We start from the raw sequence: 12,255 nt of genomic DNA, 5'->3' as shown, positions 1-12,255 counted from the left end.
CTCAGTGCTTCCTCTCGGTGATCGTGTGCAGGGAAACCGCGGTGAGCCAGCCGAACACCAGGGCCGCGCCGAGCGCCATCCGGACGCTGATGCTGCCCTGGTCGGGCCAGGCCATGACGACGACCGTCGCCAGGGCGACGAGGACCGACGACAACGCGCCCACCCGCCCGAAGCGGCGGGCGAAGACCAGGCAGGCGACGGTGAGCGAGCCGAAGGAGAGCATCGCCCCGACCCCGTGCCCGTAGGAGTGCCAGCTCATCGTCTCGGGGTTGCCTTCCGGCGCGCCGGCCGGCCAGCCCATGCTCGGGTCGGCGCGGAGCACCCCGGCGACGATCAGCCCGACGCCGAGCACCGCCACCAGCGCCGGCCCCCACGTCCCGGCCGGTGCGCCGCGCAGCGCCCGCCGGAAGCCGACCGCCCCGGCGAGGGCGAGCAGCCCGGAGGCGACGAAGTTGGCGATCTGGATCCAGCCGAACTCGCCGAGGGCGAGCAGGCTGAGCGGTTGCCGGCTCGGGTCGAAGCCGTCCCGGGTGAACGCCTGGGCGAGGCCCAGCGCGAGGAACAGCGGGCCGGCGGCGGCGCCGGCGGTGAGCAGGGTGGCGGTCGAGACACCCCGTGTGGTCCCGGCCTGGGTGAGCGTCGTGCTGGTCATCTCGATCTCCTCGTCGTCGGTTCTCACTGACGCGTCGATCGGGGCGACCGGGATCCGACATGAGTTTTCAAGATTTTTTACGAGCCGCAGGCGGCGGCCCGGTCGAGCAGCAGCGCCCGCTCGCGGGCGTTGCCGGTGAGCGACGCCGCGCGCTCGAACTCGGCCCGCGCCTCCGCGTGCCGGCCCAGCTTGACGAGCAGGTCACCGATCACGCTGGGCAGCAGGTGGTAGCCGGCCAGCGCCGGCTCGGACTCCAGCTCCCGGGCGAGTTCGAGGCCGGCGGCGGGCCCGTCGGCCTGGGCGACGGCGACGGCCCGGTTCAGCTCCACCACGGGCGAGGGCACGAGCCGGGCCAGCTCCGCGTAGAGGGTCGCGATCCGCGCCCAGTCGGTCTCTTCCGGGGTACGCGCCCGCGCGTGGCAGGCCGCGATCTCGGCCTGGAGGGTGTACGGGCCGGGGTGGTCGGTGCGAGCCCTGTCGAGCGCGGCGAGGCCGCGCCGGATGAGCAGCTGGTCCCAGCGGCTGCGGTCCTGGTCGTTGAGGAGGATCGGTGCGCCGTCGGGGGCGGTGCGGGCGCGGGTGCGGGATGCCTGGATCTCCAGCAGCGCGGCGAGGCCGTGCACCTCGGGCTCGTCGGGCATGAGCCCCTGGAGCAGCCGGGCCAGGCGGAGCGCTTCCTGGCTGAGGGCGGGGCGCATCCAGTCGTCGCCGGCCGTGGCCGAGTAGCCCTCGTTGAAGATGAGGTAGACGACTTCGAGGACCGAGTCGAGGCGTTCGGCGGCTTCGGCCGGGCCGGGCACCTCGAACGGGATCCTGGCGTTGGCGAGGGTCTGCTTGGCCCGGGTGATGCGCTGGCCGACGGTGGGTTCGGTGGTGAGGAAAGCGCGGGCGATCTCGCCGGTGGTGAGGCCGCCGATCAGCCGCAGGGTGAGCGCGGCGCGGGCGATCGGGGACAGGATCGGGTGGCAGGACACGAAGATCAGCCGCAGCAGGTCGTCCGCGATGTGTTCGTCCAGCGCGGCGTCGAAGTCGGGGGTGACCTGCTCGTCGAGGTCCCGGCCGAGCTCGGCGAGCGTACGCTGCTGGGTCTGGCTGCGGCGCAGCATGTCGATGGCCCGGCGCTTGCCGACGGTGGTCAGCCACGCTCCCGGGTTGGCCGGCACGCCGTCGCGCGGCCACTGCTCCAGGGCGGCGACCAGCGCGTCCTGGGCGAGTTCCTCGGCCTGGCCGACGTCGCGGACCAGCGCCGCGATGCCGGCGACCACCCGGCCGGCCTCCATCCGCCACACCGCCTCGACGGTGCGCCGCGCGTCGAACTCCCCCATGGGCACATCTCAGCAGGCCGGGCCGACGTTTCGCCAGCACCTGTGGGGTCAGGCACTGCTCGGGCGGGGAAGTGTCGTAGGCGGCTCATAGCCTGGCGCGGTCATCGACGATCGCAGGGAGACGACATGCTCGACCACTTCTCCGTCATGGTGCGCGATCTGCCGGCCAGCGCCGCCTTCTACGACGCGGTGCTCGCCCCGCTGGGCGGCCGCCGGATCATGGAGCCCGGCCCGATCGGCTACGGCGTCGACCGTCCCGACTTCTGGCTGGTGCCCGCGCCCGCCGACGGCGGCGGGCCGCTGGAGGCGCACATCGCCTTCACCGCCCCCGACCGGGCGGCCGTGCAGGCGTTCCACGACGCCGCCGTGGCCGCCGGCGCCGAGGTGCTGCACGCGCCGCGGGTGTGGCCGGAATACCACCCGACCTACTTCGGGGCGTTCGTCCGCGACCCGGACGGCAACAACGTCGAGGCGGTCTGCCACCGGCCGGAGTGAGGCGTCCGGGCCCGGCGGCGGGTGGCGGCGATCAGCACGTCGACCAGCCGGGCCAGGTCGCGGGCCCCGTCGGGGTCGTCGGCGCGGCGTGGGACCAGCAGCACCGGGGCGACCTGGTCCAGCACCACGCCGGCGCGGCGCAGCACGGCGTCGAGGGCCAGCATGGCGGCCCGGCCGTTGCCGTCGGGGAACGGGTGGAAGAACGCCACGTCGAGGTAGGCGCGGGCCGCGCGGGCGGCGAGGGGCAGTTCCGGGTCGGCCGACTGGGCGAGGCAGTGCCCGAACTGCTCGGCCGTGTCCACGGTCAGGCCGTACCGCTCCCGGCCGCCCTTGGCGAATGCGGGCCCGCGCCGGAACCTCACCTCCGGCACGCCGAGCACGGTGGCCTGCCAGCTGGCGAGCAGCGCGTACGACAACGGTTGGCCGGTGGTGGCGCGGGCCTGGGCGATGGCGGCGAGCAGGCGGGCGGCCCGGGCCGGGTCGCGGGCGGTGACCGGGCCGCGGACGAAGTCCACGATCCCGTCGCGGCGGCCGGTGACCGGGCCGCCGACCGGGTGGGCGGTGGCCGCCCAGTCGACCTCATCCCGGATGCGGCACCAGGTCAGCAGGTCATCGCGCATCGTCGGTGACGTCCGCGGCGAGGCGTTCGGCGACCTCGCCGATGACCAGGTTGGTCGGGGCGACCCAACTGGCGAACCGACCCCCGATCGCGGTGTCGATCAGCCGCTCGTGCCGGCCGGCAGGCACGCCGGCGGCGGTGAGGAACCAGCCGAGCACCTGCCTGCAGTGATGCTCCCAACCGCTCTCCGCGCCGCTGCGGTCCACGACGACGGTCACCAGGTTGGCTACGGCCCGCTCCCAGGCGTCGAGGACGATGGCCTCCGGCTGCGCGGGGTCGGTGACCAGGGGCAGGAAGCGGCCGAAGCGTTCGGCGAGGTCCTCCAGGTAGGTCCGCCATTCCAGCAGTGCGTCGGCGACCACGGTCAGGGTCGCCTCCGGCGTGCTGATGGAGTGGCTGGGGCAGCACCAGGATCCGACGGGGCCGCCGCCGATGTCGCCCTCGCCGACGCTGTAGCGCCACCCGGTGGCCCAGCGGCCGTACCGGTCGAGGATGGCGAAGCTCATGGCGTCGGCCCACTCGTCGCCGGCCTCGTAACGCAGCGCCGACCGCTCGGCGGGGGCGGGCACGGTGGCGGCCGGGGGCAGCGACCGGATGGCCTCCGGTGCCGTGGTCGGGTCGAAGGGGTGCCGGGCCGGGTCGACCTCGGCCCAGGTCAGCGACCACGGGAGGATCGGCTTCCGGGCCTCGAAGCGGGCCTGCAACCTGGCGTACTCGTCCGGGTCGGAGCTGCGGTTCATGCGACTCCCGGGGGTCGGCGCGGTGGATCCTGGGTCATCAGAGCAAGCGGGTCACCCGTTCTCCGAGTTAGGGCGCGCCGGCGGTGTGTCGGTCGGTGCACCGGGGCGCGTTCACGAGAGCCGGGAAAGGAGGCGGCATCCGGTGTTCGACGGCTTCGAGGAACTGGACGTCGTCACCAGCGACACGACCATCCACGGGCGGCGGGCTGGTGAGGGGCCGCCGGTCCTGCTGCTGCACGGCATGCCCGAGACGCACCTGATGTGGCACCGGGTCGCGCCGCGGCTCGCGGAGCGGTTCACCGTGGTCGCCACGGACCTGCGCGGCTTCGGCGGCAGCGGAGCGCCGCCCAGCGCACCGAACCACGCCCCGTACAGCATGCGGCGGGTGGCCGCCGAGCAACTGGAGGTCATGCGGCTGCTGGGGTACGACCGGTTCGCCGTGGTCGGGCACGACCGCGGCGGGCGGTGCGCGTACCGGATGGCGCTGGACCATCCCGACGCGGTGACCCGGCTCGCGGTGCTCGACATCGTGCCCACCGCCGACGCGTTCGACCGCGCCGACATGGCGTTCAGTCTGGGGTTCTGGCTCTGGTCGTTCCTCGCCGCACCCGAGCCGGTGCCGGAGCGGCTGGTCGCGCAGGCCCCCGAGGTCATCGTCGACCACATGCTCGACGATCTGTCCGAGGTGCCGGACGCCTTCCCCGCGCCGGTCCGGGCGGAGTACGTGACGAAGCTCGGCAGACCGGAGGCCATCCACGCGATCTGCGAGCAGTACCGGGCGGCGGCGACCCTGGACTACCAGCACGACCGGGCCGACCGCGGCCGGCGCCGGATCGGTTGTCCGGTGCTGGCGCTCTGGGGCCACGCCGGTCCGGTCGCGACCTGGTACCGGCCGCTTGAGGTGTGGCGGTCCTGGGCGGACCAGGTCGAGGGCGGGCCGATCGCGGCCGGGCACTTCCTGCCCGAGGAGGCGCCCGACGAGACGCTCCGGCACCTGCTGGCGTTCCTCTCCTGACCGCGCGGGGACTCGCGGGGCACGATGGGACGCGTGGACATCGAGCCGGTCGAGTGGGCGCCCGTACGGGCGTTCCGGCGTTCGTGGCTGCGGCAGCGCTGGCAGGACCTCACCTTCCTGCACTGGGCGGTCGAGCCGGAGCTGGTCGCGCCGCTGCTGCCCGTCGGCACCCGGCCGGACACCCTCGACGGGCTCAGCTACGTGGGGCTGATCGGCTTCCGGATGGTCGGGCTGGGACTCGGGCGGGGACCGGGCGTGCCGTACTTCGGCACCTTCTGGGAGACCAACGTCCGGCTGTACTCGATCGACGGCACCGGGCGGCGGGCCGTGGTGTTCCGCTCGCTGGACGCCTCCCGGCTGGTGCCGGTGCTGGTCGCGCAGCTGAGCCTGCGGCTGCCGTACAAGTGGTCGGCCATGCGGCTGGAGCGGGACGGCGACCGCCTCACCTACCGCTGCCGGCGCCGCTGGCCCGGCCCGCTCGGCGCGGCCAGCCGGATGGCGGTCCGGGTCGGTGAGCCGATCGCCGACCCGACGCCACTGGAGCATTTCCTCACCGCCCGCTGGGGGCTGCACACCCGGGCGTACGGGCACACCCTGCACCTGCCGAACTGGCATCCGCAGTGGCCGTTGCACCGGGCCGAACTGCTGCACCTGGACGACGACCTGGTCACCGCCGCCGGGTTGCCGCCGCCGGCCGGGCCGCCGGTGAGCGTGCTCTACTCCCCCGGCATCCCGGTGGTGTTCGGCGGGCCGGCTCCCCTACGTTGAGTCGTCAGCGCAACGGGTCGTGGGTGCCGCGCGGGACGTCGGGTCGGCAGCGACGGACCCGCTCGGCCGCCAGCCGCCCGCCCACCGCCAGGCCGTACTTCTCCACGGCCGCCAGGCCGTAGGCGCTGCACGTGGGGGTGTAGCGGCACTGGGCGGGCCAACGGTGCGACAGCCAGCGACGATAGCCGAGGATGGCGGCGCGGCCAGCGCGGTCCACGGCGGGCCTGCGCACCACACCGGCGGCCACCGAGCCGAGGGTCAGCAGCAGCGAGAAGAGGCCGAGGTCGCAGCAGCCCGGGCCGTCACAGGGCAGGTCGCAGTCGCACCAGTCCCGGTCCTTCTTGCGGCGGCGCCGCTTCCGCATGATCACAACGCCATGATGCGACACCCGCGCCAGGACGCGGCCAACCGATCGGATCGGGTTCGGTGGGGTCGGGTGGGGCGGATCGTTGATGCCTAGCGTCGAGGGCGTCAAAAGGAAGGAGCACCGGGTGCTGGAGCGGCTCAACCAGGCCATGGACCATCTCGAACGCCACCTCGACCAGCCGCTCGACGTGGCCGGGCTGGCCCGGATCGCCTGCACGTCGGAGCACCACTTCCGGCGGCTCTTCTCGGTCCTGGCCGGGATGCCGCTGTCGGAGTACGTGCGCCGGCGCCGGCTCACCGTGGCCGGGGCCGAGGTGCTGTCCGGGGAGGCGTCGCTACTCGACGTGGCGGTCCGCTGGGGGTACGGCTCGAACGAGGCGTTCGCCCGGGCGTTCCGCGCGGTGCACGGGGTCGGCCCGGCCGAGGCCCGGCGCACCGGGGCGGTGCTGCGGTCGCAGCCCCGGATGTCCTTCCGGCTCGTCGTCGAAGGGAGCACCACCATGGACTACCGGATCGTGACCAAGGACGCCTTCCAGCTCGCCGGGTTGAAGGCCCGGGTGCCGCTGGTCCACGAGGGGATGAACCCGCACATCGTGGCGTTCCTCAAGGGCATCGACCCCGAGGCGGTACGCCGGATCGAGGCGCTGTCCGACCAGGAGCCGGGCGGCATCGTCAACGTCAGCGACGACCTGGCCGGTTCCCGGGCCGAGGGCACCGAGCTGGACTACTGGCACGCGGTGGTGACCGGCGCGGAGGTGCCGGCGGACCTGGACCGGCTGCCGGTGGCGGCCGGCTCCTGGGCGGTGTTCACCGTGTCGGGCGCGTTCCCGCAGGCGGTGCAGCACCTGTGGCGGGACGTGTTCACCCAGTGGTTCCCGTCCAACCCGTACGAGACCCGTCCGGGGCCGGAGATCTCGAAGGTGCGGGTGTCGGCGGATGGGCGGACCGCCGACGCCGAGCTGTGGATCCCGGTGCGTCAGGCCACGGCGGCGGCCCGCGACAGGCAGGCCGGCACGTCGCCGAGGTGATAGGGGTGTTCGCTCGGCTCGATGCCGGCGAGGAACATCGCGTACACGGCGGCCATCCGCAGCTCGGCGACCGGGCGGAGCAGCTCGACGGCGCGCTCCGGGTCGCTGCCCGGCACGTCGGCCCGCCAGCGCGCCGCCCAGGCCGCGCGCAGCCGGCCGGCGACGGGCGGGTCAAGCGTCTCGGTGAGGCGCAGGATGTCGAAGGCGGGGTGGCCGACGAACGCGTCGCCCCAGTCGATGACGACCCGCCGGGTGCCGTCGCCGCGCACGTTGCCGGGGTGCAGGTCGCCGTGCACGAGGGTGTCGGGCAGGCCGCAGTCGCCGACCTGGTCGAGCCGGTCGTCGAGGCCGGCGAGCAGGTCGGCGGCCACGGTCTGGTCGTGCGGGGCCAGCCGGTCGCGGATCCAGGCGGCCAGCTTCGGCCCGCGCAGATCGGGTACGCCGGCCGCGACCAGCCCGGCGGCCTCGCCGGCCGCGCGGAGCTGCACGGCGTGGTGCTCGGCGGCGACGGCGGCCCGCTCCGCCTCGTCGGCGCCGTAGCGGTCCTCGCCGGGCACGTGGTCGAGCAGGATCCGGCCGGTGTCGTCGGCGGCGAGCAGGGTGGGGGCGGCCGTGGGCGCGGCGGTGTTCAGCCAGCGCAGCACGGCCGCCTCGTGCCGGAAGAACGGCGGCACCTGCTTGAGCCAGGCGCTGCCGGCCGGGCCGTCGAGCCGCCAGATCGCCGACAGGTTCCAGGTGCGGTGCTGCGCCACGGTGGTCGTCGGCCGGCCGAGCCGGCTCAGCTCAGCGGTGGCCCAGGCGACGCTGCGGGCCGGGCCGCCGGGTTCGGCGTACGGGGCGCGCAGCGGGTGCGGCGCGAGGTCCACCGGCGCCGGGGTCAGGGGCACGGCGGGTGGCTCGGTGACCTGAGCCAGGTAGGTGATGTGGCCGCCGGGCGGCTCGGGGCGGTCGCCGGCGAGCAGCCGCAGCACGGCGACGTCGACGCCGTACCGGCGGTGGGCCTCGTCGACGATCGAGCCGACCTGCTGCCACCACGGCTCCGGCACGTCGTACGGGGGCAGGGCGCCGAGCGGCCGGCCGGCGGCGTCGAGCAGGACCAGGGTCACAGTGCGGGACACCTGCCGGACGCTAGTGGCGCATCCCTGAGGGACGCGAACGGTTAATCGGGGGGCGGTTGGGGGGTCAGCCCGGATGTCCCCCGGCCGCCCGGCGACCAGGCTGACGCCATGACCCTCACCGATATCCGGACGCGTCCCACGTACCCCTGGTTGCGGCCGGTGGCCGTGACCGCGTCGCTGCTGCTCCTCGGCTACGGCCTGCTTCGCCTGCTCGACCGGCTGGACGGGCACAGTGACAAGGGCGCCTGGGCGTGGAACACCGGGCACACCCTGTTTCTGCTCGGCATCCTCGGGTTCGCCGCGCTGATCGTCGGCCTGCACGGCGTGCTGCGTACCCGCTCGACCCGGCTGCGGGCGGTGGACGACCTGGCCGCGCTGGCCGGCCTGGTCGGCGCGGCCGCCTTCATCTGGGTGATCCTCGGCGACCTGTTCCCGCGCTTCGCCGACGCGGTGGAGACGCCGGACGCGGTGCTGCTCGGCGGGCCGGCACTGTTCGAGCTGGGCCTGCTGGTGCTGCTGTACCGGGCCGCGGCGGCGCGGCTGCTGCCGGTGTGGGCGCCGGTGCTGGTGCTGGTCGGGTTCGTGGCGATCGGGGTGAACCTGGACCTGCTGCCGGTCGGCGCGGCCCTGGTCCTCGCCGGCCTGCTCCCGCTGCGCCGGACGCCCCGCCCGGCGCGGATCGGCGGGTAGGGTCCGGGCATGGAGCAGCGGATCAGCCTGATCACCCTCGGCGTGGCCGACCTGGCCCGGGCCCGGGCCTTCTACGAGCGGTTGGGCTGGCGCGGCCAGGAGGTCGAGGAGACCGTCTTCTTCCAGGCCGGCGGCCTCGCCCTGGTGCTCTGGGGGCGGGAGAAGGTGGCCGAGGACGCCGGCCTGGCCGACCCGGGCGGGGACGGATTCGGCGGGATCAGCCTGGCGCAGAACGTGCGCAGCCGCGCCGACGTGGACGAGCTGCTGGGCCGGGCCGCCGAGGCCGGCGCGACGGTCACGCGGCCGGCCCGGGACACCTTCTACGGCGGGTACGCGGGCTGCTTCACCGACCCGGACGGCCACCTGTGGGAGATCGCCTGGAACCCGAGTTTCCCGCTGGCCGAGGACGGCTCGCTCACCGTCCCCGACCTCGACGGCTGACCGGTCAGGTCCAAAAGGTCCGGCGGTAGCCCCGGTTGTCGGCGCAGGAGTCGCGCTGCCCGCCGGTCAGGCTGACCGTGCCGTCGCGGCACTGCACCAGCCAGCCCCGGCCGGACCAGAAGCCGGGCACGCACTCGAACCAGTCGCAGATCCCCGCGGCCGGCTTGCGGATCCGTTGGCCCCCGCAGAAGTCGTACCCGTAGGGGTTGGCCGGGGCGCCGCAGCGCCGCTCGGCGGCCGGCTGGAACGGGGTGCTCCGGGACGGCGCGGTGGCCGGCGTGGTTCGGGTGCGCTGCGGCCCGGGGTTGGGCTTGACCTGGACGGCGGGGGCGATCGGCGGGGGCGTGGGGGTGGCGGTGGCCGCCGGGGTGGCCGCGGAGGCCATCTCGGAGCCGGGGCGCACCGGCGGGTCGGACTCGAAGAGCATGGCCGGCACGATCAGCGCGAGGGCCGCGCCGACCGCCACGGTCCGCCGGCCACCGGGAAGCCGGGCGGAGAACCGGGCCTGGGCCGGGGTGAGCACGGCCGGCCGGACGGGCTGCACCGCCTCGTGCTCCGCGATCAGCTCGTCGAGCTGGGCGACGACCGCGGCGCGCTGCTCGATCGCGTCGGCGAAGGCCAGGGTGAGCTTGAACCGGAAGTCGGCCACCGCGCCGGTGGGCAGCAGCAGACCGGAGGTACGCCGCCGATCGAGGACCTGGATCAGCGTGACCGGCGCGCCGGGGTCGTGGGACAGCCCGGTCATCCGGCCGTACGTCCAGTCCCGCCGGCCGCGCCCGCCGAGCAGCACGAGACGCCGGTTGGTGAGCACGGCGAGCCCGGCGTCGACGACCTTCACCCCCTCGGGGCGGCGCGGGCGCAGCACCGGCGGTTCCGGGTCGACGGTCAGCTCGGGGGCCGGCAGCACGGCGGTGTGCCGCACCTCGACCAGCTGCGCGGCCGGCAGCGTCCAGAAGACCACCTCGCCGGGGCCCAGCTCCATGGGCAGGCCCGCGCCGGCCTCGGCCGAGCCGTGGAAGGACCCGGCGAGGGTACGCAGTCGGCGCAGCTCGTCGTCGCGGCGTCGCCACGCCTCGTCGGCCATGCGGAAGGCCCGCTGTCGCCGGTCGTTCTGCCGGTGCGCCCACCGGTAGCGCCATGTGGAACCCGTCGAATCAGTCATCGCCACGCCGACTCCTCCGCCGCGCGAGCCCACCAATCGGGGTGTCATTCATGTCAACGGCGGCGCAGGGGTGGCAAGACACGCGCAAGTCACCAATTTGACCGAAAGGGTGATTGCGCGACACGTTAGGCGGAATCTTCTGCGTCGGTTCACCGTGGTCCGGGCGGCCGCGCTTCGCCATGCGAGGGGGTCGGTGCGTCGGTAACGTCAGCCGCAGGGCGGGACGCGCCGCGACCCCGGGACGCGAGGAGGTGCACCGGTGGGCGACCCGGCCGTCGTGGTGGGCGTGGACATCGGCACCACCAGCACCAAGGCGGTCGCGTACGACACCGGCGGCCGGCAACTCGCCACGCACTCGATCGGCTACCCGCTGGAGGAACCGCACCCCGGGTACGCCGAGCAGGACCCGGTGCGGATCTACGACGCGGTGGTGGGCTCGATCCGGGCGGTGGTCGAGGAGTTGCGCGAGCCCATCGCCGGCCTGTCGTTCAGCACCGCCATGCACAGCCTGATCGGGCTCGACGCCGGCGGCACCCCGCTCACCCCCTCGGTCACCTGGGCCGACTCCCGGGCCAGCGCCCAGGCCGAGCGGCTGCGCGCCGTCCCCGCCGGGCTGGCCCTGCACCGGCGCACCGGCACCCCGGTGCACCCCATGGCGCCGCTGCCCAAGCTGGTCTGGTTCGCCGAGCAGCAACCCAAGCTGCACGAGCGGGTCGCGCACTGGGTCGGCATCAAGGAGTACGTGCTGCTGCGGCTGGCCGAGACGCTGGTCATCGACCACTCGGTCGCCTCCGCCACCGGGCTGATGGACATTTACCGGCTGGCCTGGGACGCCGAGGCGCTCGGCATCGCCGGGATCACCGAGGAGCAGCTCCCGCAGCTCGTCCCCACCACCCACGTGCTGCCCGGGCTGACCGCCGAGGCGGCCGTGGCCACCGGCCTGCCCGCCGGCACCCCGATCGTGGTGGGCGCCGGCGACGGTCCGCTGGCGAACCTGGGGCTGGGCGCGGTGCATCCCGGCGAGGTGGCGTGTTCGATCGGCACCAGCGGGGCGATGCGGGTGATGGTGGAACGCCCCGGCGTCGACCCGCTCGGCGGCGTCTTCTGCTACGCCCTGACCGAGCAACGCTGGGTGGTCGGCGGGGCGATCAACAACGGCGGGATCGTCCTGCAGTGGGCCAACGAGGCGCTCGCCCCGGAGCTGGGCGAGCACGCCGAGGAGGAGCTGCTCGACCTGGCGGCCCGGGCGCCGGTCGGCTCCGGCGGGCTGATCATGCTGCCGTACCTGCTCAGCGAGCGGGCGCCGCACTGGAGCGCGCTGCCCCGCGGCGCGTACGTCGGGCTGACCCACGGACACGGCCGGCCGCACCTGGTCCGGGCCGCGCTGGAGGGGGTCTGCCAGCAGCTCGCCCTCGTCCTCGCCTCCGTCCGGGCCGCCGGCAACGAGGTACGCGAGATCCGGGCCAGCGGCGGCTTCGCCCGCAGCCCGCTGTGGCGGCAGATCCTCGCCGACGCGCTCGGCATGCCGGTGCGCTTCCCGGCCGGGCACGAGGGCTCCAGCTTCGGCGCCGCCCTGCTCGGCATGCAGGCGCTCGGCCTGATCGACTCGATCGAGGTCGCCGCCGACCTGGTCCGGATCGAGGAGACGGTCCACCCGGACCCCACCTCCGCCGCCACGTACGCGGCCCTGCTGCCGCTCTTCTCCGAGCTGTACGACGCGCTCGTACCGACGTTCGCGTCGCTGCGGCGGCTGGCGCCGAGCCTGCCGCCGGAGCCGCCCCCCACCGCTCCTCCCCAGTGATCGCCCGTCCCGGAGGCACGGACGACTACCGAAGG

The 12,255-nt window shown here is 74.7% G+C and carries 14 protein-coding genes; 7 read left to right on the top strand and 7 right to left on the bottom strand.

The window, feature by feature from the left end; genetic code table 11:
- Position 1: 1 nt before the first annotated feature.
- Both AB0F68_RS15370 and AB0F68_RS15365 read right to left on the bottom strand, forming a co-directional pair.
- Complete coding sequence (locus AB0F68_RS15370) at positions 2-652, bottom strand: DUF998 domain-containing protein (protein WP_357337725.1); 651 nt, start codon at positions 650-652, stop codon at positions 2-4.
- Positions 653-729: 77 nt separating this feature from the next.
- Entirely contained in the window at positions 730-1,977 is a 1,248-nt protein-coding gene (locus tag AB0F68_RS15365) for an RNA polymerase sigma factor (protein ID WP_357337719.1), read from the bottom strand.
- Positions 1,978-2,103: 126 nt separating this feature from the next.
- Between AB0F68_RS15365 and AB0F68_RS15360 the strand changes: the two genes are divergently transcribed.
- Positions 2,104-2,472, top strand: coding sequence for a VOC family protein (locus AB0F68_RS15360; protein WP_357337716.1), 369 nt, complete (start codon positions 2,104-2,106; stop codon positions 2,470-2,472).
- On the opposite strand, the gene AB0F68_RS15355 is transcribed toward AB0F68_RS15360, so the two are convergent.
- Positions 2,403-3,092 (bottom strand): Fic family protein, encoded by a 690-nt coding sequence (locus tag AB0F68_RS15355; protein WP_357337714.1) that lies wholly within the window; start codon positions 3,090-3,092, stop codon positions 2,403-2,405. The genes AB0F68_RS15360 and AB0F68_RS15355 overlap by 70 nt on opposite strands.
- A complete protein-coding gene (locus AB0F68_RS15350) occupies positions 3,082-3,831 on the bottom strand; it encodes a hypothetical protein (RefSeq protein WP_357337711.1) in 750 nt (249 codons plus the stop codon). Before AB0F68_RS15350 ends, AB0F68_RS15355 begins: the two co-directional genes overlap by 11 nt.
- Positions 3,832-3,973: 142 nt before the next feature.
- Here AB0F68_RS15350 and AB0F68_RS15345 point away from each other — a divergent pair, with 142 nt between their 5' ends.
- On the top strand, positions 3,974-4,846 hold the full coding sequence (locus AB0F68_RS15345; RefSeq protein ID WP_357337706.1) for an alpha/beta hydrolase: 873 nt from the start codon (positions 3,974-3,976) through the stop codon (positions 4,844-4,846).
- A 33-nt stretch (positions 4,847-4,879) separates the two neighbouring features.
- Entirely contained in the window at positions 4,880-5,614 is a 735-nt protein-coding gene (locus AB0F68_RS15340) for a DUF2071 domain-containing protein (protein ID WP_357337704.1), read from the top strand.
- 4 nt (positions 5,615-5,618) lie between these two features.
- Here AB0F68_RS15340 and yidD read toward each other — a convergent pair whose 3' ends face one another.
- Positions 5,619-5,978 (bottom strand): membrane protein insertion efficiency factor YidD, encoded by a 360-nt coding sequence (yidD, locus tag AB0F68_RS15335; protein WP_357337810.1) that lies wholly within the window; start codon positions 5,976-5,978, stop codon positions 5,619-5,621.
- Between the two features lie 127 nt (positions 5,979-6,105).
- Here yidD and AB0F68_RS15330 point away from each other — a divergent pair, with 127 nt between their 5' ends.
- Positions 6,106-7,008, top strand: a complete 903-nt coding sequence (locus tag AB0F68_RS15330) for an AraC family transcriptional regulator (protein ID WP_357337807.1) — start codon at positions 6,106-6,108, stop codon at positions 7,006-7,008.
- On the opposite strand, the gene AB0F68_RS15325 is transcribed toward AB0F68_RS15330, so the two are convergent.
- Positions 6,957-8,126 (bottom strand): aminoglycoside phosphotransferase family protein, encoded by a 1,170-nt coding sequence (locus tag AB0F68_RS15325; protein WP_357337702.1) that lies wholly within the window; start codon positions 8,124-8,126, stop codon positions 6,957-6,959. The two genes, AB0F68_RS15330 and AB0F68_RS15325, sit on opposite strands and share 52 nt — an antisense overlap.
- A gap of 108 nt (positions 8,127-8,234) precedes the next feature.
- On the opposite strand from AB0F68_RS15325, the gene AB0F68_RS15320 reads away from it, so the two are divergent.
- Positions 8,235-8,816 (top strand): hypothetical protein, encoded by a 582-nt coding sequence (locus tag AB0F68_RS15320; RefSeq protein WP_357337696.1) that lies wholly within the window; start codon positions 8,235-8,237, stop codon positions 8,814-8,816.
- A 9-nt stretch (positions 8,817-8,825) separates the two neighbouring features.
- Positions 8,826-9,257, top strand: a complete 432-nt coding sequence (locus AB0F68_RS15315; RefSeq protein ID WP_357337695.1) for a VOC family protein — start codon at positions 8,826-8,828, stop codon at positions 9,255-9,257.
- 4 nt (positions 9,258-9,261) lie between these two features.
- Here AB0F68_RS15315 and AB0F68_RS15310 read toward each other — a convergent pair whose 3' ends face one another.
- Positions 9,262-10,425 carry a hypothetical protein gene (locus AB0F68_RS15310; RefSeq protein WP_357337692.1) on the bottom strand — a complete coding sequence of 388 codons (1,164 nt, stop codon included), beginning with the start codon at positions 10,423-10,425 and terminating at the stop codon, positions 9,262-9,264.
- A 253-nt stretch (positions 10,426-10,678) separates the two neighbouring features.
- Between AB0F68_RS15310 and AB0F68_RS15305 the strand changes: the two genes are divergently transcribed.
- Complete coding sequence (locus AB0F68_RS15305) at positions 10,679-12,220, top strand: gluconokinase (RefSeq protein ID WP_357337690.1); 1,542 nt, start codon at positions 10,679-10,681, stop codon at positions 12,218-12,220.
- Positions 12,221-12,255: the final 35 nt, after the last annotated feature.

It is taken from the genome of Micromonospora sp. NPDC023966 (assembly GCF_040639095.1).
GTDB lineage: Bacteria > Actinomycetota > Actinomycetes > Mycobacteriales > Micromonosporaceae > Micromonospora.
This window is presented reverse-complemented; position numbering and strand designations above follow the sequence as displayed.

Excerpts from the sequence above, each read along its gene's own strand:
- AB0F68_RS15370 (WP_357337725.1), bottom strand. The coding sequence starts at position 652 with ATGACCAGCACGACGCTCACCCAGGCCGGGACCACACGGGGTGTCTCG.
- AB0F68_RS15365 (WP_357337719.1), bottom strand. The coding sequence starts at position 1,977 with ATGGGGGAGTTCGACGCGCGGCGCACCGTCGAGGCGGTGTGGCGGATG.
- AB0F68_RS15360 (WP_357337716.1), top strand. The coding sequence starts at position 2,104 with ATGCTCGACCACTTCTCCGTCATGGTGCGCGATCTGCCGGCCAGCGCC.
- AB0F68_RS15355 (WP_357337714.1), bottom strand. The coding sequence starts at position 3,092 with ATGCGCGATGACCTGCTGACCTGGTGCCGCATCCGGGATGAGGTCGAC.
- AB0F68_RS15350 (WP_357337711.1), bottom strand. The coding sequence starts at position 3,831 with ATGAACCGCAGCTCCGACCCGGACGAGTACGCCAGGTTGCAGGCCCGC.
- yidD (WP_357337810.1), bottom strand. The coding sequence starts at position 5,978 with ATGCGGAAGCGGCGCCGCCGCAAGAAGGACCGGGACTGGTGCGACTGC.
- AB0F68_RS15320 (WP_357337696.1), top strand. The coding sequence starts at position 8,235 with ATGACCCTCACCGATATCCGGACGCGTCCCACGTACCCCTGGTTGCGG.
- AB0F68_RS15315 (WP_357337695.1), top strand. The coding sequence starts at position 8,826 with ATGGAGCAGCGGATCAGCCTGATCACCCTCGGCGTGGCCGACCTGGCC.